Genomic DNA, 20,270 nt, shown 5'->3' with positions numbered 1-20,270 from the left:
GGGCACCGCGGGCGGTTCGGCGAGCAGCTCGGCCACGATCTCCAGCGCCTGGCTCAGCGCCTCGCGGGAAGCGGCGGCGCTCAGGCACAGGCGCAGCGCCTGCGGGCGGGCTCGCTGCCGACGCAGAAGGGTTCGGCGCTGGTCACCCGCACGTTGCGCTGGGCCAGCGCATCGACCAGCACGGCGCTGCGCAGCCCTTCGGGCAGTGGCAGCCACAGGTTGGCGCCGTGGGGGCGGCCGCCGAGCGGGTGGCCGCCCAGCACCTCCCGCGCCAGGCGCTGGCGGGCGCCAAGCTCTTCGGTCTGCCAGGTGAGCAGGGTGCGGCTCTCTTCGCCGCTTACCCAGCGGCACACCGCCTCGACCATCAGCGGCGGCACCATCCAGCTCTGGGCGCGCAGGGCTTCGCCCAGGCGTTCGCGGGGCCGGGCGGGGCTACCAGGGCGCCGATGCGCAGCCCGCCGGCCAATACCTTGGCGGTGCTAAAGGCGAACAGCGTGCGTTCCGGCGCCAGCCGGTAGAGCGGCGTGCCGCGCTCCGCCTCCGGCAGGTACTGCACGCCATCCTCCAGGATCCAGAAGTCGTGGCGCCGGGCCAACTGCGCCAGCTGCTCGCGCCGGTCCTCGCCGAGCAGGCGGCCGGTGGGGTTGTTCTGGTCCGGGGTGACGTAGACCAGCCGCGGCGGCTGCTGGGCGCACAGCCGGCCCAGCGCCTGCATGTCCATGCCGTGCTCGTCCATCGGTACGCCCAACACCTTGAGGTGGGCCTGGCGCGCGGCGCCGATCAGCCCGGGGTAGGTGAGCACGTCGGCGGCGATGCGCTCGCCCGGCCGCGCCAGGGTCTGCAGCACCAGGCTGATGCCGTGCTGGCCGCCTTGGGTAACCAGCAGCGCCTCGGCCTCCACCGGCATGCCCAGTGCGGTCATCCAGGCCGCCAGCTGCTCGCGGTGCGCGGGCACGCCGCGCTCCGATTGATACTCCACGGCACGTTGCAGCACCGCATCGTCGGTGGCGATCTCCGCGAGCACGCGACCCAGGGCCTGGGCGCGCAGCGGGTGCGGCGGCGGCAGGCTCAGGCTCAGGTCGAAGGTGCCGGCCGCGGCGTCGCTGCGGCCGGCGAGAAAGGCTGCCGACGAGCCGGCGTCTTCCTCGCGTACGTAGGTGCCGCTGCCGACCCGCGCCACGACCCAGCCCTGCCGCTCGGCTTCGGCGTAGGCGCGGGTCACGGTGCCTATCGTGACGCCAAGTCGATCGGCAAGGCGACGCTGCGGCGGCAGCTTCTGACCCGGGGCCAGCTCGCCGCGGCGAACGGCATCGGCAATGGCCTCGGCAATGCTGCGATAGCGAGTGCCCTGGGAGGAAAGCGAGGGGAGCCATATTGTCATGGTGACAATAAAACCTTTGACGGAAATATTGCCCACATTATGCTGACAATTGCGCGCACAATCCAACCAAAACGCATAATTGTATGGGTGCAAAAGAATGGAAGCTCTGGCGTTCCTCGGCCTGCGGCCCTTTACATGATCTCGATGACCATCACTCCCGGGCCCAACAACGTGATGCTCACGGCCTCGGGCGCCAACTATGGCTTCCTGCGCACCCTACCGCATATCTTCGGCATCCTGGGCGGCTGCTTCCTGCTGTTCGCCGGCATTGCCCTCGGCCTCGGCCTGGTGTTCGAGCGCTACCCCGCGGTTCAGCTGCTGCTGCGCGTGGTGGGCAGCATCTACCTGCTCTACCTGGCGTGGAAGATCGCCACCGCGCCGCCGCCCGACCTGCGCCAGCGGGGCGAGGGCAGGCCACTGAGCTTCTGGCAGGCGGCGGCCTTCCAGTTCGCCAACCCCAAGGCCTGGGTGATGGGGCTGGCGCTGATGGCCGGGTTCTTGCCGGAAGGGGTAACCCGCTGATCAATGCGCTGGTGCTGGCGGCCTTTGCCGAGCTGGTCGGCCTGCCCTGCATCGCCCTGTGGGCAGGATTCGGCGTGGCCATCGGCCAGTGGCTCGACACGCCGCGCGCCTGGCGTATCTTCAACTGGGCCATGGGCGCGCTGACCGCCGCTTGTGCCTACTTCATCCTGGCCTGATCGAGACGCTAGCCGTATCTAAAGGAATTCGGATAGCTCCTCCGGGCTCATGTTGCCGCCGGTGATCACCACCACCACGTCGCCGTCGGGAGGTAGCGCGACCCGATCTTCCAGCAGCGCCGCCACGCCCACGGTCGCCCCCGGTTCCGCGACGATCTTGGCCTGGCAGAACAGGTGGTACAGGGCGCGGCCGATGGCATCGTCGTCGACCTGCACCAGGGCCCGGGTGGTTTCGCGGCATACCGGGTAGGTGAGCTCGCCGACGATGGCGGCGCCCAGGCTCTTGGCGCAGGTATCGACCCTGTCCAGCCGCGTAGGCGCCGCAGGCCCAGGCCTTGGCCATGCTGGCAGCACCTGCCGGCTCCACGCCGACCAGGGCAAGCTGGGGGCGCAGCGCTGCGACGGCCGAGCCGATGCCGGCGATCAGGCCACCGCCGCCCACCGGGCACACAATGGCGGTGGCTTCGGGCGCCTGTTCGAGTATTTCCAGTCCCACCGTGCCCTGGCCGGCCATGATGCGTTCGTCGTCGTAGGGGTGCACCAGGGTCAGGTCGCGTTCTGCCACCAGCCGATGCATCATTTCCCATGCCGCGTTGATATCGCCGTGCAGGATTACCTCGGCGCCGAGCTCGCGGCTGCCAGCTACCTTGAAGTGGCTGGCGTTCTCCGGCATTACGATGGTGACGTGTGCGCCGGCCTGGCCGGCCGCCCAGGCTAGCCCCAGGGCATGATTGCCCGCCGAAACCGCTCCCAGCCCCCACGCAGCGTTTCTTCACTGGCGGTGCGCACCCAGTGCAGGGCGCCGCGCGACTTAAACGAGCCGGTGCGCTGGAACGGCTCGCCCTTGAGCCAGACCCGCCGGCCCAGCCGCTCGGACAGGCCATGGTCGAGCAGCAGCGGGGTGGGCAGGAGCGCATCGGCAATGCGGCGCTGGGCTGCCTGCAGGCGTTCGAGCGGGAGCATGCGGCCTCCTTACAGCAGGAAATAGAACATGGTGAACAGGCTGGCGCCGGTGACGAGGAAGGCGAGGATCGACAGCAGGCCGTCGCTGGCCATGATCGCCAGGCCGAACAGGGTCAGCGCCACGCCAGCGATGTTGACTGTCAGTGGCACCAGTTCCATGGGCGGCATGGCCAGCGAGAGCACGAAGCACGCGAGGGCGGTCATCTGCATGCCTCGCGTGCCGGTCATGAAGGAGATGCGGTGCTGGATCAGGCGGTCGATCAGGCGCGAGGGCTTGCGCATCCAACCGAGCCCCTTGTGCACCTTCTTGCTCGACAGCTCCCGGTTGCGCAGCCAGGCTGGCAGCCAGAAGGTGCGCCGGCCGATCAGCAGCTGTCCGCACACCAGAAAGGTGAAGAAGCCCATCAGCGAGGGCATCGCCGGGGATACCGCTGATCACCGGCGCCAGCGTGACCAGCCCGGCCAGCAGCAGCAGGGGGCCGAAGGAGCGCCGTCCGGTGGCTTCCAGCACAGCGTCGAAGCGCAGCTTGCCGGACGGCGTTTCGATCGCCTCGATGGTGTCCAACAGCTCGATCAGATTGTGTGGTTCCTTCCGCTCCTTGGGCTCGTGCTCGCTCCCTTCCTTGCGATCTTCCATGCTCTCCTCGTCGGGGCGCTGCTTGCGCGTTCTGGAATCGAATGTCCTCCCAGCATAGCCCCTAGCGCGGCTAGGCCCAGCGCGGGTCGGCGGTAAAGGCCACCGTGAACCAGCGTCGCTCGGGCGGTGGGCTCAGCTGGGCGGCGATCTGCTCGCGGATCTCGTCGAGCACGGCGATACCGCGCTCGGCGGCAAACTCGGGCGTGGTGACGATATGGATCTCGATATAGTGGCCACGCCCGGCCTTGGCCACATGGCTGTGGTAGTGCAGCAGCCCCTCGCGCTGCATTACCGGCGCCATGGCGGCATGCACCTCGCGGTCGATGTTGTCGGGAGCGATCAGCAGGATCTCGCGCAGGGCACGCCGCACGATGCCGATCGGCACCGGCATGAAGCAGACCGTGAGCACCACCAGCAGCAGCGAATCGATATAGCGCGTCAGCGGCTCCCACTCGGTGCCCTGCAGCAGCAATCCGATGCTGAAGGCGACCAGCAGGGAGGTGGTGATGAGCGCCGACATCAGCCAGCCCTGCATGTCGATGCGGACGAACTCGGATTGCGCCCGTCGGTTGAGCCGACGCTGGTAGAACACCATGACGTAGCACAGCGTGGCCACCACCACGGCATAGCTGATGGCCACGTCGAAGGCTAGCGCCTGACCGCCTTCCATCAGCCCCAGCAGGGCGTTGAGGAAGGCATAGAAGCACAGCAACATCAGGATGCTGCCGTTGAGCGCCGCCACCAGCGGCTCCAGGTGCCAGTAGCCGTGCTGAAAGCGCTGGCTGGCCTCGCGTATCGCCAGGCGGGCCACTACTAGCGACAGCGCCGACATGGCGGCGTCGATGGTAGAGAACACCCCATCGAACAGGATCGACTGCGAGCCGGCCAGCAGGCCGAAGGTCACCCCCAGGCTCGAGACCACCAGGGTGACGACAATGGAGACTTTAAGCGCACGTTGCTCGAGAGAGGCTTGCATATCAGGTTCCCCGAAACCAAAACCCTTCATCCTAGCGAAGATGGCAAGCGTGCGGGAGAGGCAAGCCCCTCTGCGGGCGCGTAGGGCCAGGTCGTTCGGTAAGAAATTGTAGCGTTGTGGCTGATGATGAGCCCAGCGGTAGATTCATGGGCGCTCGCTACTAGACTTGCCGTTAGGGAAGCCTGGCAAGCAAAAGGAGAGTGACATGACGAAGGACTCGTACGGCACCTTGCCGAAAGCCACGGTAGGCGAAACGCTTGCGGTAATGGGCGACGTCTTTGTGCCCAACATCGCCAAGGGCGTCATCATCCGTCGCCCCAAGGTAGTGGGGGCGGCGGAAAAACTCGGCCTCGATGCGCGGGCCATTAGCCGTCTGCAAAAGCTGAACGAAAAGTACGGTTCGGGCCCGCTGATGTTGAGCACGCCCGAGGGCAAGCCGATGGCGTTGATCCTCGACCCCGACCATGCCAATCGGGTGCTCAACGAAACCCCCGAGCCGTTTGCCACGGCCGAATGGGCCAAGCGCAAAGCGCTGGAGCACTTCGAGCCCGATATGGCATTGGTTTCTCACGGCCCTGAACGTGCTGAGCGGCGGCGCTTCAATGAAGAGGTGCTGCAGAGCGAGTGTCCGGTACACGGCCTGGGGGCTCGTTTCGTTCAGGTGGTCGAGCAAGAGGCCAATGAGCTGCTCACTCAGGTCGGAGGCCAGGATGGCAAGCTCGACTGGGACATGTTCGAGGCGAGCTGGAATCGCGTGGTGCGACGCGTGGTGCTGGGCGATACCGCTCGCGACGACCATGCCCTGACGGAGATGCTGGAGAAGCTGCGCAGTGCGGCCAACTGGGCCTTCCTCCACCCGGGACACGATAGGGTGAAGGACGACTTTCTCGAGCGAATCCGCACCTACCTGAGGCGCGGGGAAGCGGGCAGTCTGGCGGGGAGATCGCTGGCGTTTCGACCAACGACACCACCCAGCCCGAACATCAGGTGCCTCAGTATCTGTTCGCCTTCGACCCGGCGGGCATGGCGACCTTCCGCGCCCTGGCGCTGCTTGCCGCTCACCCCAACCAGGCCGAGCGGGCCCAGGCCGAAATAGTCGAGAATGCCGGTAAACCCGCCCCCGAACTCGTCTTCTTGCGCGCCTGCCTACTCGAGTCGCTGCGGTTATGGCCCACCACGCCCCTGGTGCTGCGCCAGACTACCGAGGTTACCGAGTGGGAAAACGGGACCATGCCGGCAGAGACCTCGATTCTCATGTTGGCACCGTACTTCCACCGCGACGATCGCCACCTGGATGAAGCCGATCGCTTCAACCCCGATCTTTGGCTCGAGCCGGAAGCCGCGCGTGATTGGCCGTTCATCCCTTTCAGCGGCGGTACCGCCATCTGCCCCGGTCGCCGCGTGGTGCTGACGGTGACCAGCCATATGCTGGCGAAGCTACTGCATGGCCGAGAGTTCCAGCTGAACCCACCGACGCGTCTTCTCAGCAGCAAGCCGATGCCGCCGCTGCTCAACAACTACGACTTGGAGTTCCAGGTCAGGACGCAATGAGTTCTCGCGTCGCCATCGCGCATGGCGTCAGCTATGGGCGGTTCGCTGCGCGCGCCGACGGGCCTTGTCTTCGTACATCCGCTCGTCGGCGAGAGAGAGTACCTCTTGGGCGGGTGTTTCCGTGGAGCTGGCACTGCCAAGGCTCAAACGGAGCTCCAGCGACAGCTGCTCGCCACTGGCGGTGGTAATGGTGCAGCACTGGCCTTCCAGATGCGTTCTGATCCGCTCGGCCAAGCGATTGGCGGCGGCCAGCTCCGAGGAAGGAAACAGCACGACGAATTCGTCGCCGCCGTAGCGTGCCAGAATGTCCTCTGCGCGACAGTGCGCCTGCAGGCGCTCGGCGACACAGCTGATGAGCTGGTCGCCTGCCACGTGGCCATACTGGTCGTTGACCTTCTTGAGCCCGTCGACATCCATCATCAGCACGGCGAAATCCAGCCCGGGCGGCTGGCTCTTGCCTTGAACGCTTGAAATAAGCGCCGACTCGAAGAAGCCCCGGTTATAGAGACCGGTCAAGCCGTCGCGCTCGGCCGTCTGCTTCAGTGCAAGACTCAGCAGCTTGTTCTCGGTAGCCGCCGCCAGTTGATCGACGAACAGGGGCAGCGTGCGCTCCAGAGCGCCGTCCAGAGTAGAGGCGCGCACGATCAACCAGCCCTCGTACCGGCTGAGGCGGCCTGCCATCGGCGTAGCGTATAGCGGCTCGCCTTGCGTGCCTGCGCGCAGATTGATGCTGCTCTCCTGCCGCTCTTGCAGCTGAGCCAGCAGGCCACCGAGGCGGCGTTCATCTTCCGGGCCGAGGTGCAAGCCGGCAACGGCCGCGTAGCGTGTCACTTCCGGACGCTGTCGTTCCTGCAGGAAGACGGCAAAGCCATACTCCGGGAAATTGGCCCGCAGATGCTTCAAGGAGTCGTCCAGCAGCGTTTGCGTGTTGCTGGCAAGGTTGGCCACCTCGCCGAGATCGAGCAGGGCGTGAAAGACCCGATTCTGAAACTTGATTTCTCGCATACTGCGGCCGATCTGGCGATTTTGCCCGTACATCACAAAGGCAATGGCCAGAAAGTAGACCGTTGCGCCTGCCCCCTGGTAAATGTCCACCCCGGTGCTGACGTAAGGCCGAAATGCAAAGCCGGTCAACGCGCCCCATCCCAAGGCGCCGCCAGCGAACAGGCCAATAGAGGCCAGCACCCGCCGTAGGCCACCCACGACCATGTTGTTCATGACGCAGGCAAGGGCGATGGCCACGGTAGCAAGCACATAAAAGTCCAACACGCTGCACCACAGGCCGAACAGCAGGCTATCGAACAGCAGGTTCTTGAACTCGGCTCGCTTCGAGTCCTGAGCCTTGACCGCATGCAGGTAGGCGACTGCCGGCCAAAGAAGCAGAAGCAGCCCGGGGAGAATCAGCGACCACCCCCTGTTTTCCACCACCGCTATCCATACCGTAAGGCCAAAGGTATGGAGAAAGGCAAAGGCACGCGGCGGTAGCGTTGCCCGGGCAAGCCGATGAGGACGCCTGGCACCCTGCAGCTTGTGAGAGAGGGCCGTGGACGTCAGCAAGAGCTCACTCTGAATTGAAAGCTAAACGAATGAGGCGGCACTAGCATTTTGGGCCCTGGGCGTCTCGAGGGTATTTCCGCTAGCCTAGCATTAGTGAAGCAGTAGACAGTACTCATCAATAGGATTGTTCGCATGAGGCGTACTCGTGGCGCATCGAGCCTCGCAAGGCGCTAGACTGTGTCGAGTCGCCGGTAAGGAAACTCACCATGACGCTCCCTGATAAGCCACTGTTCTGGCGCGATACGCGCATGCCCCATGTGGAGCTGCGCAAGGTAGAGGATGGACGCAAGGTCTGCTATGCGCCGCACAGTCATGCCCAATGGTCGCTGGGGGCGATCACGGCGGGAGAGAGCACCTTTCGCTACCGGAACGAGCGTCATCACGTCAGCGCCGGCACCCTGGTGACGATGAATCCCGGCTGGCTGCACGCCTGCAGTGCCCTCGAGGATCGGCCCTGGGGCTATCTCATGCTTTACGTGGATACCGAGTGGCTGACCGCGCTGCGCTGCCAGGCGGGGCTGCTGGAGGCACCCTACTGGCAGGACATCGCCACCGCGGTGATCGAGGAAGAGAAGTGGTACCAGGGGTACTGCCGCATGGCGGCCTGCCTGCTGGACCCCACGCGTAGCCTGCTCGACAAGCAAACCGAAGTGGTGGAGTACCTGTCGGCGCTGATGCACGAGTTGGCCGGCCAGCCGGCACGGCCGTTAGCCCGGGCGCCGGCCACGCTCACGGCATTGGCGGCCTATTTGGATGAGCACGCCAGCGAGGAAATATCCCTGGACGAGCTGTGCGAGCGCAGCGGCTACAGTGCCGGCCACTTGATCCGGGCCTTCAAGCGCCATTTCGGGTTCACACCGCATGCCTATCTGGTCAATCGGCGCGTCCAGCTCGGCCAGCACGAGCTGAAGAACGGCACGCCGATTGCCGAAGCGGCGCTGAACGCGGGTTTTGCCGACCAGCCGCACTTTCAGCGCACCTTCAAGCGGATGGTGGCCGCCACGCCGCAGCAGTATCGCCAACCCTCACTCGAACAATAGGCTCTCACCCGAGCTATAAGCTCTCACCCGAGCAACAGATAGAGGCAGCTGGCGGCCAGCAGCAGCGCCAGCGTTCGATTGACCGTCACCAACACCGCCGGGCGATGCACGTAGCGGCGCAGGAAGGCGCCGGCATAGACCCAACTGCCCAGCGACAGCCAGCAGATCGGCAGATAGAGGGCGGCGAACAGCAACACCTGATTCAGGTCGCTGCCACTGGTGTAGGCGCCGATGCCCGATGCCGAGGCCAGCCACGCCTTGGGGTTGAGCCACTGCATCAAGACTCCCGTCATGAACCCCGGCGCCTGCTGGGCTTCGTTGTCGGGCAGGCGGCCATCGTCGCGAAACAGCCGCCAGCTCAGGGTGAGCAGGAACGCCACGCCGGCCCAGCGCAGCGCCTGGTCGAGGCCCGGCACCAGGGCCAGTGCCGAATAGAGTCCCAGCCCCACGGCTATGAACAGCGCAATGAAGCCCAGCGTGGCGCCAGTGACGAACACCAGCCCCTGGGGAAGGGGTAACGGGTGCCGCTGCTCAGGCATACCAGGTTCACCGGCCCGGGCGAGATCGAAGCCGCAAGGGCAAACGCCGACATTGGCAAAATCATGGCAAGGCTCATCGTCATCCTCCTGGGTGGCAATGGCCTAGTCTCGCCGGTGGCGGCGTGGTGCGGTATTGAAGGAAATTGACGTGCAAGCGAGAGGATCGCTACCGGCCGAGGCTGGCCGGTAGCGTGGCCAGGCGCCTATTTGCCCAGCGCCTCCAGCAGCAGCTTGGCGGTGGGCTCCGATGAGGGCGGGTTCTGCCCGGTGATCAGCTTGCCGTCCTGGCGGGTGTAAGGGGCGAAGACTTCGGCTTTGGAATAGAGGGCGCCACCCTCCTTGAGAGCGTTTTCCACCAGATGCGGCACCACCTCGGTAAGGCCAACGGCCTCTTCTTCTTCGTTGGTGAAGCCGGTGACCTCACGGCCGTGGAGGATCGGATTGCCCTCGGTGTCGCGGGCATGAATCAGCACGATGGGCGCGTGGCATACGGCGGCGACCGGTTTTTGCTGCGCCCAGAAGGTCTCGATCAGGCGGATCGAATCCGCATCGTCGACCAGGTCCCACAGCGGACCGTGGCCGCCGGGGTAGAAGACGGCGTCAAAATCGTCGGCGCTGACCTCGCCCAGCTTGTGCGTATTGGCCAGCGCCTGCTGGGCCTTGTCGTCCTGCTGAAAGCGGCGGGTCGCGTCGGTCTGGCTCTCCTCGGCGTCGCTCTTCGGGTCCAACGGTGGCTTGCCGCCCTTGGGCGAGGCCAGCACCACCTCGGCGCCGGCGTCCAGGCAAACGTAGTACGGTGCCGCCAGCTCCTCCAGCCAGAAGCCGGTGGGCTCGCCGGTGTCGCCGAGGCGGTCGTGGGAGGTCAGGACCATCAGAATGCGTGGGCTCATGCTGCGCTCCTCTCTTGCTACCGGTGGACCATCGGGTCCATGTTGGTTGAAAGGCTATACAGGAGCGTAGCGTGTCTGCCGAGGTACGGCCCAGTCCCGTGCTGAACCGGTCTCGGCTTGCCGCCAAGGAGGAGAACCATGTTGCTCGAAGGGTCTTGCCACTGTGGTGCGGTTCGTTTCCGCGTCGAGTCGCCGCATCCATACCCGTATCAGCGCTGCTACTGCTCGATCTGCCGCAAGACGGCCGGGGGTGGCGGCTACGCCATCAATCTGAGCGGCCGCACCGAGACGCTGCAGGTCGAGGAGCGGAGCACCAGGGCGTATACCATGCCGTGATCGACGGCCAGAAGAGCAGCGGCGAGCGCCACTTCTGCAAACATTGCGCCTCGGCGCTATGGGTTTACGATCCCAGTTGGCCCGAGCTTGTGCATCCGTTTGCGTCGGCCATCGACACCGAGCTGCCGGTGCCGCCGGAGCGGGTTCACCTGCTGCTGGACAGCAAGGCCGCCTGGGTGGAGGTCGAGGCGAAGGAGGGCGACCAGTGTTTCGCCGGCTACCCCGAGGAGAGCCTCGCCGAGTGGCATCAGCGCAGGGGCTGGAAATGCCTTGAGCGTTCCGCCAGCCAGGCTTACTTTCGCCCCAGGTTGTCGATGGCGCCCCTTCCCAGCACCTTGAGCAGGCCGGCGCGGCAGGCTCGGAACAGGGGATAGAGCCGAGCCGTGCGCTCGGGACTGGCAAACAGCCGATACATCAGGCGATTGAACAGGCCGCTGCGGGTTCCGAGCAGCGTGAGGCGGTGCAGGGCCTCGCTGCCGTGATACCAGCGTTCCCCAATCTGCAGGGCAAAGCCTTCGTCCAGGTCGACGCCCATGGCGGTCAGTTCGCGGCGCGCCTCACTGTCCTGCCGGGCATCGATCAGTTCAAGTTCGCCCACGTCACGGCGGATGCGCTGCCAGCGTACGTAACGCCGGCACATCGGGCACTTGCCGTCGTACACCAGGTGCAGGCGACGGTTCGAGGCTGCCGGCACGTTCGAATCTTCCGCAGGCGGCATCTGGCGATTCCTTACTTCAGTGGCGAGGTGGGTTGCACCAGCATGGAGGTCAGGGCGGCCAATGCCCAGGCATCCTTCATTGTCGGCCGCCAAGCCGAACATAGAGGCAATGCCTTGGGGCAGCCAGGACATGACGCTGGCCGACCCGTTCGGCAACCGGCTAACCTTCACTAACGCAATCAGTACCTGAACTGAGCATTTTCCCCGCCAGGACCTGTCAGGAGAGCTTTCATGGACGAATCGAAGCAACGCGAGCTGATCGAGCAGTATATCGCTGCCTATAACGACTTCGACATCGAAGGGATGCTGGCCGTCCTGGCACCGGACGTCGAGTTCGAGAACTATTCGGGCGAGGAGCTGACCGCCTCGGCCAGCGGCCTCGAAGAGTTCCGCCTGCTCGCACAGCGGGCCAAGGGGCTCTTCACCGAGCGCTTTCAGCGTGTGACTTCTCTGGTCTTCAACCAGGACGGCGCCACGGCCGAGATCGATTACCGCGGCCGCCTGGCACAGGACATTCCCGGCGGGCCGAAGGCGGGCAGCCTGCTCGAACTGAATGGCGCCACCGAGTTTACGTTCGGCGGAGAGCGGATCGTCAGAATCGTCGACCGTAGCTAAATTGGCCATCGGCCGCCATGGGGCACCTAAATGGAAGCAAACATCGCCATACGTGAAGAAACAGCTGCCGATATCGATGCCATACACGACCTAACTGTCGCGGCTTTTCGAGAAATGGAACACAGCAGCTATACCGAGCCGTTCATCGTCGCCGAATTACGCGCCGCTGGCGCCTTGGCAGTATCGTTGGTGGCGGAGAGGGAAGGTCGGGTGGTGGGCCATATCGCTTTCTCGCCGATAAGCATCTCGGACGACACCACGGGCTGGTATGGCTTGGGGCCGGTTTCCGTACTGCCGGAATACCAGCGGCAGGGTATCGGCAAGGCGCTGATCGAAGAGGGCTTGGCTCGGCTGCAAGCCATAGGCGCCCATGGCTGCTGTCTCGTCGGCCACCCTGAGTATTACGTCAAGTTCGGGTTCCGTCATGTGCCTGGGCTCGTCTACGAGGGAGTGCCAGAGGAGTATTTCTTCGCCTTGCCCTTCGGCGATCGTGTTCCGCAGGGTAGCGTTACCTTTCATGAGGCGTTTCTTACAGTGGGACCGGAGGAGAGCAATAAGCCCCTTCGAATTGGCCCGTGCGGGAGGAAGCACATTGAAAAAGGTCCTGGTGGTTACCGGCGGCAGCCGGGGCATTGGCGCGGCCACCGCCCGCCTGGCCGCGGCCAGAGGCTACGCCGTGTGCATCAACTATCGCCACAACGAGGCGGCAGCACTGGCCGTGGTCGATGAAATTGCCCAAGCGGGCGGCGAGGCGATAGCCGTGGCGGGCGATGTCGGCCACGAGGCCGACGTGGAACGCTTGTTCGCCGAAGTCGACGAAAAGCTCGGCCCGGTCACGGCGCTGGTCAACAACGCCGGTATCCTGGAAAGGCAGATGCGAGTGGCGGAGATGGACGCCGCGCGCCTGAACCGGGTACTCACCACCAACGTGATTGGCAGCTTCTCTGCGCCCGCGAGGCCATACGGCGCATGTCGACCCGGCATGGCGGGCAGGGTGGGGCGATCGTCAACGTCTCCTCCATCGCCTCGCGGCTCGGCGCGCCGGATGAATACGTCGATTACGCCGCTGCCAAGGGCGCTATCGACAGCTTCACCATCGGCCTGGCCAAGGAGGTCGCGGGCGAGGGCATTCGGGTCAACGCCGTACGCCCCGGGGTGATCTTCACCGAGATCCATGCCAGCGGCGGCGAGCCCGACAGGGTCGAGCGGGTAAAAGCGGGCGTGCCCATGCAGCGCGGCGGCCAGCCGGAAGAGGTGGCCCGCGCCATCCTCTGGCTGCTCTCCGATGAAGCCTCGTACTCTACCGGCACGCAGTTGGACGTAACCGGCGGAAGATAGTACGGGTCGCACTTTATGTCACCGCCGTGGATGGGCGCCTCAGGCATAGCCGGTTACCGAAAGGCCCCGGGCGGTGTGATAGACTGCGCGCCTCGGCCTGCGCCAGCAACACTTCCCCATCGGTAGCCCGTCATGGAAATCAAAGTCAATTTTCTCGAAAATCTCAGGCTTGAAGCCAAGTTTGACGATTTCACCGTCATCACCGACCAGCCCATTCGCTACAAGGGCGACGGCTCGGCGCCAAGCCCGTTCGACTACTTCCTGGCGTCTTCCGCCTTGTGTGCGGCCTACTTCGTGCGGGTCTACTGCCTGGCGCGCAACATCCCCACCGAGAACATCCGCCTCTCGCAGAACAACATCGTCGACCCGGAGAACCGCTACAACCAGATCTTCAAGATCCAGGTCGAGCTGCCGGAAGACATCTCCGAGAAGGATCGTGAAGGCATCCTGCGCTCCATCGACCGCTGCACCGTCAAGAAGGTGGTGCAGACCGGCCCCGAGTTCCAGATCGAGACGGTGGAGAACCTCGACGAGGACGCCCAGGCGCTGCTGATGGTGCAGCCCGACGAGGACGCCTACACCTGGATCGAGGGCAAGGACCTGCCGCTGGAGCAGACCATCGCCAACATGTCCGGCATGCTGGCGGAGCTGGGCATGAAGATCGAGATCGCCTCCTGGCGCAACATCGTGCCCCACGTGTGGTCGCTGCATATTCGTGATGCCGCCTCGCCGATGTGCTTCACCAACGGCAAGGGCGCCACCAAGGAGAGCGCGCTGTGCTCGGCGCTGGGCGAGTTCATCGAGCGCCTGAGCTGCAACTTCTTCTACAACGACCAGTTCTTCGGCGAAGAGATAGCCAATAGCGCCTTCGTCCACTATCCCGACGAGGAGTGGTTCAAGCCAGGGCCCAACGACGCGCTGCCCGAGGGCATCCTCGACGACTATACCCGCGAGATCTACGACCCGGAGGGCGAGCTGCGCGGCTCGCACCTGATCGACACCAACTCCGGCAAGCGTGAGCGGGGCATCGTCGCCTTGCCCTTCGTGCGCCAGTCGGACGGCGAGACGGTCTACTTCCCTCCAACCTGATCGAGAACCTCTACCTCAGCAACGGCATGAGCGCCGGCAACACGCTGCCGGAAGCGCAGGTGCAGTGTCTCTCCGAGATCTTCGAGCGGGCGGTGAAGCGCGAGATCCTCGAGCAGGAGCTGGCGCTGCCCGACGTGCCCATGGCAGTGCTCGAGCGCTACCCGGGCATTGTCGAAGGCATCCAGGCGCTGGAGGCACAGGGCTACCCGGTATTGGTCAAGGATGCCTCGCTGGGCGGCCAGTTCCCGGTCATGTGTGTGACCCTGATGAACCCGCGCACCGGCGGCGTATTCGCCTCCTTCGGCGCCCACCCCAGCTTCGAGGTGGCGCTGGAGCGCAGCCTCACCGAGCTGCTGCAGGGCCGCAGCTTCGAGGGCCTGAACGACTTCCTGCCGCCGACGTTCAACTCCCAGGCCGTCTCCGAGCCGAACAACTTCGTCGAGCACTTCATCGATTCATCGGGGCTGGTCTCCTGGCGCTTCTTCAGTGCCAGGAGCGAGTTCGAATTCGCCGACTGGGACTTCTCCGGCACGAACGAGGAGGAAGCGGCCACGCTGTTCGGCATTCTGGAAGCGCTGGGGCTCGAGGCCTACATGGCCGTGCACGAGGACCTGGGCGCCCCGGTGTGCCGCATTCTGGTGCCGGGCTACTCCGAGGTGTACCCGGTGGAGGACCTGGTCTGGGACAACACCAACATGGCGCTGGACTACCGCGAGGACATCCTCAACCTCCACGCCCTGAGCGACGAGCAGCTCGCCCGGCTGCTTGAGCGCCTGGAGGAGAGCCAGCTCGACGAGCACATGGACATCATCACCCTGATCGGTATCGAGTTCGACGAGAACACCGTGTGGGGACAGCTCACCATCCTCGAGCTGAAGCTGCTGATCAACCTCGCTCTTGGCCAGCACGAGGAGGCGCTGGAGCGGGTCGAGATGTTCCAGCAGTACAACGACAACACCGTGGAGCGCGGGCTGTTCTACCAGGCCATGGCCGCGGTGCTGGAGATCGTGCTCGACGACGAGCTGGAGCTCGACGACTACCGGCACAACCTCACCCGCATGTTCGGCGAGACCACCATGGCCGCGGTGGTCGGCTCGGTGACTGGCGAGGTGCGCTTCCATGGCCTCACGCCCACCAACATGCAGCTCGAAGGCCTGGAGAAGCACCAGCGCCTGATCGAGAGCTACAAGAAGCTGCACGCCCACCGCGCCAGGCGCGCAGGCGTGGCCCTGTAAGCCAGCCAACAGCTGCAACGGCGAAGCACACAAACGCCCCGGGCCGGTTCATACTGGCTCGGGGCGCTGCGCTTTGTGCCATCTGAGCGAGATAAAGGGGGATCCAGTGGACAAGGTGGCGATATTCGTCGACGTCCAGAACGTCTACTACACGGTGCGGGAAGCCTATCGGCGTAACTTCGATTACAACGCATTCTGGAAGGAAGCGACCGGTGGCCGGGAGGTGGTTGGTGCCTTTGCCTATGCCATCGACCGGGGCGATCCAAAGCAGCGAGAGTTTCAGAATATCCTGCGTGCCATCGGCTTCGAGGTGAAGCTGAAGCCCTTCATCCAGCGTGCCGACGGTTCCGCCAAGGGCGACTGGGATGTCGGCATCACCCTCGATGCCATCCGCTATGCCCAGCAAGCCGATGTCGTGGTGCTGGTTTCCGGTGATGGCGATTTCGACCTGTTGGCACAGGAGATCCGCCATGTGCAGGGCAAGCGGGTGGAAGTCTATGGTGTGCCTCAGCTCACTGCCGCCTCCTTGATCAAGGCGGCAAGCGAGTTCCGGCCGATCGACCGAGGGCTGCTGCTGGGCTGATGTAGTACCCGTTATAGGCTGCCCCTATCAAGGCGAAAGCCTCCCCTCAGCTTGACGGTTGCGTGTCTGAATCCTTCACTGTATGTGCCGGTTTACAGGGTATTGCCTCTTCTTCTGACGCTGCTCAGAAGCGCCTAACAACAAAGCAAGCGATGCCATGCCATCGCCTCGCAAGCCCTGTAGGCCTCCATCTTGCCGAGGAGACACACCGTGACGGATCAGAAGCCTACACGCCGGGAGTATGGGGCGCGCACCACGTCCCGTCTGCAGGGCAATGAGCATTGGTGGCCCGACCAGCTCAACCTGAACGTATTGCACCAGAAGCACCCCGATGCCAGCCCGTTCGGGCCCGACTTCAAATATAGCGAGGCGTTCTCCCAGCTCAACGTCGACGAACTCTGCGCCGATCTCGATGCCTTGATGACCGACTCGCAAGACTGGTGGCCCGCCGACTGGGGCCACTACGGCCCGTTCTTCATTCGCATGTCGTGGCACGCCGCCGGTACCTATCGTGCGCTCGATGGCCGTGGGGGCGGTGGCACCGGTGCCCAGCGTTTTGCTCCGCTCAACAGCTGGCCCGACAACGGCAACCTGGACAAGGCACGCCGCCTGCTGTGGCCCATCAAGCAGAAATACGGCGAGAAGATTTCCTGGGCCGACCTGCTGGTGCTCGCCGGTAACCGTGCGCTGGAAACGATGGGCTTTCGCACCTTCGGCTTCGGCTTCGGTCGCTCCGACATCTGGGCGCCCGAGGATGACATCTACTGGGGCCCCGAGACCGAATGGCTCGCCACCAACGACGAGCGCTACACCGGCAGCTGGGAAGACGGCAGCCGCGTGCTCGACAACCCCTTGCCGCGGTGCAGATGGGCCTCATCTACGTCAATCCCGAAGGCCCCAACGGCGTGCCGGACGCCCTGAAGTCCGCCCAGGACGTGCGCGAAACCTTCGCTCGCATGGGCATGAACGACCGTGAGACCGTCGCACTTACCGTGGGTGGCCACACCTTCGGCAAGATGCACGGCAACGGCTCGCCGGATGCCGTGGGCGAAGCGCCGGAAGGCTCGAAGATCCACCTGCAGGGCTTCGGCTGGGCCAACAAGAACGAGACCGGCCTCGGTGAGTACACCGTGACGTCCGGCCTTGAAGGCGCCTGGACCCCGACCCCGACCAAGTGGGACCACACCTACCTGAAGACCATCTTCGCCCACCAGTGGGAGGTCAAGAAGTCGCCGGCCGGTGCCAACCAGTGGGAACCGGTTGAGGTGAAAGAAGGCTATTGGGTGCCCGACGCCCACGTGGAAGGCAAGAAGAACCCCCGGTGATGAACACCGCCGACATGGCGATGATCACCGACCCCGCCTATCTCGAAATTTCCAAGGAGTACCACGATAACCCCGAGGTGCTCGCCGACGAGTTCGCCCGCGCCTGGTACAAGCTGCTGCATCGCGACATGGGCCCGCAAGCCCGCTACCTCGGCCCCCATGTGCCGGATGAAGAGCTGATCTGGCAGGACCCGGTACCCGCACACCAGGGGCCGTTGGTCAACGACCAGCAGATCGCCACGCTCAAGCAGCAGATCGCCGATTCCGGCCTTACCGCCAAGCAGCTGGTGAGCACCGCCTGGGCCTCGGCCTGTACCTACCGCCAGACCGACCACCGCGGCGGCGCCAACGGTGCGCGTATTCGTCTTGAGCCGCAAACCGGTTGGGATATCAACAAGCGCTCCGGCGTGTTCGAGGTGATCGACAAGCTCGAGCAGATCAAGAACGACTCTGACGCCAACATCTCCCTGGCGGACATGATCGTGCTGGGCGGCAGCGTCGGCGTCGAGATGGCGGCCAAAGCGGCGGGGCACAACGTCACCGTGCCGTTCACCCCGGGCCGCACCGACGCCACCCAGGAGATGACCGAGGTGGATACCATCGCCTACCTGGAGCCGAGGCACGACGCCTTCCGTAACTACATGCAGCCCCAGGCGACCTCCATCCCGGCCGAGCACCTGATGGTGGACCGCGCCTTCATGCTCAACCTCAGCGTACCGCAGATGACCGCGCTGCTTGGCGGCATGCGGGCCATCGGCGTCAACGTGGGTGACAATAACGACGGCATCCTCACCGACCGCCCCGGCCAGCTGACCAACGACTTCTTCGTCAACCTCATCAGCATGGGCACCGTGTGGGAGCTGCTCGACGAGAGCGAAGAGCGCTTCGAAGGCCGCGACCGCAAGTCGGGCGAGAAGAAGTGGACCGCGACCCGCGTCGACCTCGTGTACGGCTCCAACTCCCAGCTACGCGCCATCGCCGAGGAGTACGCCGCCAACGGCGGTGAGGAGCGGATGATCGACCGCTTCGTGAAAGGGTGGGTCAAGGTCATGGAGAACGACCGCTTCGACCTGCACCGCTGAGCTAAAGCGCCAAAGCAGAATCCATTCCTGCAATGAACGAAACCCGAAGGTGGCTACTCACCTTCGGGTTTTTTCGCTTCCGACTTAAATCAAAAATGGTTGTCTTATCCCGCCTCATGCTTTTGTTGGAATTGCCCTAAGCGTTTCGGTTGGTTACGGTTGGTAAAAAGCTGCAGTAGATAGCTTAGGTGACCACATATACGCAAGGACTGCCGCATTAGGATGATGCGAACACCATCCATTCTGCCAGCAGGGGCGGTAGCGTGCCCCGACTCCCCAATTCCCCGCCAGACGAAACCAAGTCTTATTTACTTTTTCTAGTAACTTACTGAATTCAAATAGATTCGACTGCGTATGGTATTCTCTGACAATTGATTGATTCAGAAGAGATAACCCATGCGCCATGAAGGCAAACTCACCGAGTGGAACGACGCCAAGGGCTTCGGGTTCATCACACCGACCGCAGGCGGCCCTCGCGTGTTCGTTCACATCAGCGCCTTTCCCGCGATGGGCGCCGCCCAACAGTCAACGAGCCGATTACCTACCAGCTGACACAAGATAGCCAAAACAGACCGAGAGCCCAGAAGGCGTGCTACCTGAAAGCGGCACGCCACGCATCCCCACGCTCCAGAGGGCTGATATTGGCATGCGCCATAGCCGCTGCGTTCTTCGCACTCCTGGCAGCCCTAAGCGCTACCGGCCACATGCCAATACAGCTCCTAGCGGCATACGTGCTGCTGAGCATGATCACCTTCGCCATGTACGGCATCGACAAAGCCGCAGCAGGGAAGGGCAGAAGGCGCACACCGGAAGCCACGTTGCTCTTCGCAGGCTTGATCGGCGGCTGGCCCGGCGCGCTGATAGCGCAACGGCTGTTTCGGCACAAAACCAGGAAACAGCCGTTTCAAGCCATATTTTGGTGTGGGGTGGTGGTGAATTGTGTGGTGGCTGGGTGGCTGGTCTATTCAGGAGAGGCTGTGAGAGCTTGGGCTAGTTTGGGGTTCGGTTAACTGGCATGGTTCGTAGCACTTGAAGCGCCAGCTGCCTCTACATCTATTAGTTTGTATGCACACAGTATTATTGCTTCCGGCAAAACGCGCAAGCGCGCGAATTCTGCATAGGTGGCCGAGCTAAACTTAGGAGTCAGAAAAAACAATAAACTATAGATAGAATGGCGCGTTGGATAACTTTGTGGAACGTGCCAGCGCGTTCATCCAATATTAGGACGTGCAGTTCAATCACTGTTAGGCATCACAACCATCATCTCAGGTAGCTTAATGGAATCAGATACGACGATCTTCGATCACGACAGTCGTTTTGAGGTAGCACCAAAGGACCTCAAAACGTCCATTAGGAATAAATACAAACGTAGGCTTCGCTTCTTGGTGAACTCGCTTGATGATTTTATCTACCACGCAGAGCTCAGGCTTGATGCAAAAAAGGCTGGAAATATTCACAAGCGAAGTGAAACAGAGGACTTGCTGGAGAGCTGTAAGTCGCTCCGAGAAAAGCTTCCAGTACATGATGACGGAACCATTGATGAGCAGGTTTATAAGAATCTGTGCGATTTCTTTGATATCCCATACGATGATCCCGCAGATAGACAGTGACGCCTAACCAAGCCATTAAGTTCGCGCACTTCGTGTGCCGGACCTCGTTTCGCTCGGCCGCTTATGCGATCGTTAACTGCATTGGCGCAGGATTGAAGCTGACCAAT

General features: G+C 63.6%; 18 protein-coding genes and 7 pseudogenes. 15 read left to right on the top strand and 10 right to left on the bottom strand.

Annotated features, from left to right (window positions below):
- Nucleotides 1–80: 80 nt before the first annotated feature.
- Both ACUDAL_RS09535 and ACUDAL_RS09530 read right to left on the bottom strand, forming a co-directional pair.
- The gene (locus ACUDAL_RS09535; protein WP_444677978.1) at nt 81–380 is read right to left on the bottom strand and encodes a hypothetical protein; all 300 of its coding nucleotides are present in this window, start codon (nt 378–380) and stop codon (nt 81–83) included.
- A complete protein-coding gene (locus tag ACUDAL_RS09530) occupies nt 365–1,381 on the bottom strand; it encodes an aminotransferase-like domain-containing protein (RefSeq protein ID WP_444677977.1) in 1,017 nt (338 codons plus the stop codon). The genes ACUDAL_RS09535 and ACUDAL_RS09530 overlap by 16 nt, the downstream gene beginning before the upstream one ends.
- 135 nt (nt 1,382–1,516) lie before the next feature.
- Between ACUDAL_RS09530 and ACUDAL_RS09525 the strand changes: the two are divergent.
- Nucleotides 1,517–2,079 (top strand): annotated as a pseudogene (locus ACUDAL_RS09525) (LysE family translocator).
- A gap of 18 nt (nt 2,080–2,097) precedes the next feature.
- Here ACUDAL_RS09525 and ACUDAL_RS09520 read toward each other — a convergent pair.
- From ACUDAL_RS09520 to ACUDAL_RS09505, 4 genes and pseudogenes are all read right to left on the bottom strand, one after another.
- Nucleotides 2,098–2,803 (bottom strand): annotated as a pseudogene (locus ACUDAL_RS09520) (threonine ammonia-lyase).
- A complete protein-coding gene (locus ACUDAL_RS09515) occupies nt 2,794–3,042 on the bottom strand; it encodes a pyridoxal-phosphate dependent enzyme (RefSeq protein ID WP_444677976.1) in 249 nt (82 codons plus the stop codon). The pseudogene ACUDAL_RS09520 and the gene ACUDAL_RS09515 overlap by 10 nt, the downstream one beginning before the upstream one ends.
- Nucleotides 3,043–3,051: 9 nt before the next feature.
- Nucleotides 3,052–3,459, bottom strand: coding sequence for an exopolysaccharide biosynthesis protein (locus ACUDAL_RS09510; RefSeq protein WP_444677975.1), 408 nt, complete (start codon nt 3,457–3,459; stop codon nt 3,052–3,054).
- A gap of 290 nt (nt 3,460–3,749) precedes the next feature.
- Nucleotides 3,750–4,655 carry a cation diffusion facilitator family transporter gene (locus ACUDAL_RS09505; protein ID WP_444677974.1) on the bottom strand — a complete coding sequence of 302 codons (906 nt, stop codon included), beginning with the start codon at nt 4,653–4,655 and terminating at the stop codon, nt 3,750–3,752.
- Between the two features lie 205 nt (nt 4,656–4,860).
- Between ACUDAL_RS09505 and ACUDAL_RS09500 the strand changes: the two genes are divergently transcribed.
- A complete protein-coding gene (locus ACUDAL_RS09500) occupies nt 4,861–5,751 on the top strand; it encodes a cytochrome P450 (protein WP_444677973.1) in 891 nt (296 codons plus the stop codon).
- Nucleotides 5,679–6,206: a cytochrome P450 gene (locus tag ACUDAL_RS09495; RefSeq protein ID WP_444677972.1), complete on the top strand. Its 528-nt coding sequence runs from the start codon at nt 5,679–5,681 to the stop codon at nt 6,204–6,206. Before ACUDAL_RS09500 ends, ACUDAL_RS09495 begins: the two co-directional genes overlap by 73 nt.
- 27 nt (nt 6,207–6,233) lie before the next feature.
- On the opposite strand, the gene ACUDAL_RS09490 is transcribed toward ACUDAL_RS09495, so the two are convergent.
- Nucleotides 6,234–7,763 carry a diguanylate cyclase gene (locus tag ACUDAL_RS09490; protein ID WP_444677971.1) on the bottom strand — a complete coding sequence of 510 codons (1,530 nt, stop codon included), beginning with the start codon at nt 7,761–7,763 and terminating at the stop codon, nt 6,234–6,236.
- Nucleotides 7,764–7,969: 206 nt separating this feature from the next.
- On the opposite strand from ACUDAL_RS09490, the gene ACUDAL_RS09485 reads away from it, so the two are divergent.
- Nucleotides 7,970–8,803: a helix-turn-helix domain-containing protein gene (locus ACUDAL_RS09485; RefSeq protein ID WP_444677970.1), complete on the top strand. Its 834-nt coding sequence runs from the start codon at nt 7,970–7,972 to the stop codon at nt 8,801–8,803.
- Nucleotides 8,804–8,826: 23 nt separating this feature from the next.
- Here ACUDAL_RS09485 and ACUDAL_RS09480 read toward each other — a convergent pair.
- Nucleotides 8,827–9,395: pseudogene (locus ACUDAL_RS09480) on the bottom strand (LysE family translocator).
- Here ACUDAL_RS09480 and ACUDAL_RS09475 point away from each other — a divergent pair.
- The gene (locus ACUDAL_RS09475; protein WP_444679446.1) at nt 9,325–9,489 is read left to right on the top strand and encodes a hypothetical protein; all 165 of its coding nucleotides are present in this window, start codon (nt 9,325–9,327) and stop codon (nt 9,487–9,489) included. The pseudogene ACUDAL_RS09480 and the gene ACUDAL_RS09475 overlap by 71 nt on opposite strands.
- Before the next feature lie 56 nt (nt 9,490–9,545).
- Here the strand turns inward: ACUDAL_RS09475 and ACUDAL_RS09470 are convergent, their stop codons facing one another.
- Nucleotides 9,546–10,232: a type 1 glutamine amidotransferase domain-containing protein gene (locus ACUDAL_RS09470; protein ID WP_444677969.1), complete on the bottom strand. Its 687-nt coding sequence runs from the start codon at nt 10,230–10,232 to the stop codon at nt 9,546–9,548.
- A gap of 138 nt (nt 10,233–10,370) precedes the next feature.
- On the opposite strand from ACUDAL_RS09470, the pseudogene ACUDAL_RS09465 reads away from it, so the two are divergent.
- Nucleotides 10,371–10,828 (top strand): annotated as a pseudogene (locus ACUDAL_RS09465) (GFA family protein); the annotation flags it as partial.
- A 32-nt stretch (nt 10,829–10,860) separates the two neighbouring features.
- On the opposite strand, the gene ACUDAL_RS09460 reads toward ACUDAL_RS09465, so the two are convergent.
- On the bottom strand, nt 10,861–11,286 hold the full coding sequence (locus ACUDAL_RS09460) for a DCC1-like thiol-disulfide oxidoreductase family protein (RefSeq protein ID WP_444677968.1): 426 nt from the start codon (nt 11,284–11,286) through the stop codon (nt 10,861–10,863).
- 231 nt (nt 11,287–11,517) lie between these two features.
- Between ACUDAL_RS09460 and ACUDAL_RS09455 the strand changes: the two genes are divergently transcribed.
- From ACUDAL_RS09455 to ACUDAL_RS09415, 9 genes and pseudogenes are all read left to right on the top strand, one after another.
- On the top strand, nt 11,518–11,901 hold the full coding sequence (locus ACUDAL_RS09455; RefSeq protein WP_444677967.1) for a nuclear transport factor 2 family protein: 384 nt from the start codon (nt 11,518–11,520) through the stop codon (nt 11,899–11,901).
- Between the two features lie 30 nt (nt 11,902–11,931).
- Entirely contained in the window at nt 11,932–12,630 is a 699-nt protein-coding gene (locus ACUDAL_RS09450) for a GNAT family N-acetyltransferase (protein WP_444677966.1), read from the top strand.
- Nucleotides 12,533–13,239 (top strand): annotated as a pseudogene (locus tag ACUDAL_RS09445) (SDR family oxidoreductase). The gene ACUDAL_RS09450 and the pseudogene ACUDAL_RS09445 overlap by 98 nt, the downstream one beginning before the upstream one ends.
- 132 nt (nt 13,240–13,371) lie before the next feature.
- Nucleotides 13,372–15,563: pseudogene (locus tag ACUDAL_RS09440) on the top strand (OsmC domain/YcaO domain-containing protein).
- A 106-nt stretch (nt 15,564–15,669) separates the two neighbouring features.
- Nucleotides 15,670–16,146: a LabA-like NYN domain-containing protein gene (locus ACUDAL_RS09435; RefSeq protein WP_444677965.1), complete on the top strand. Its 477-nt coding sequence runs from the start codon at nt 15,670–15,672 to the stop codon at nt 16,144–16,146.
- Nucleotides 16,147–16,356: 210 nt separating this feature from the next.
- A pseudogene (katG, locus tag ACUDAL_RS09430) lies at nt 16,357–18,553 on the top strand (catalase/peroxidase HPI).
- Between the two features lie 396 nt (nt 18,554–18,949).
- On the top strand, nt 18,950–19,105 hold the full coding sequence (locus ACUDAL_RS09425) for a cold shock domain-containing protein (RefSeq protein WP_444677964.1): 156 nt from the start codon (nt 18,950–18,952) through the stop codon (nt 19,103–19,105).
- Between the two features lie 179 nt (nt 19,106–19,284).
- Nucleotides 19,285–19,563, top strand: a complete 279-nt coding sequence (locus tag ACUDAL_RS09420; RefSeq protein WP_444677963.1) for a DUF1294 domain-containing protein — start codon at nt 19,285–19,287, stop codon at nt 19,561–19,563.
- A 267-nt stretch (nt 19,564–19,830) separates the two neighbouring features.
- Complete coding sequence (locus ACUDAL_RS09415) at nt 19,831–20,163, top strand: hypothetical protein (RefSeq protein WP_444677962.1); 333 nt, start codon at nt 19,831–19,833, stop codon at nt 20,161–20,163.
- Nucleotides 20,164–20,270 lie beyond the last annotated feature (107 nt).

Origin of the sequence: Halomonas sp. E19, assembly GCF_052439355.1 — a bacterium.
Classification (GTDB): domain Bacteria; phylum Pseudomonadota; class Gammaproteobacteria; order Pseudomonadales; family Halomonadaceae; genus Halomonas.
This window is presented reverse-complemented; position numbering and strand designations above follow the sequence as displayed.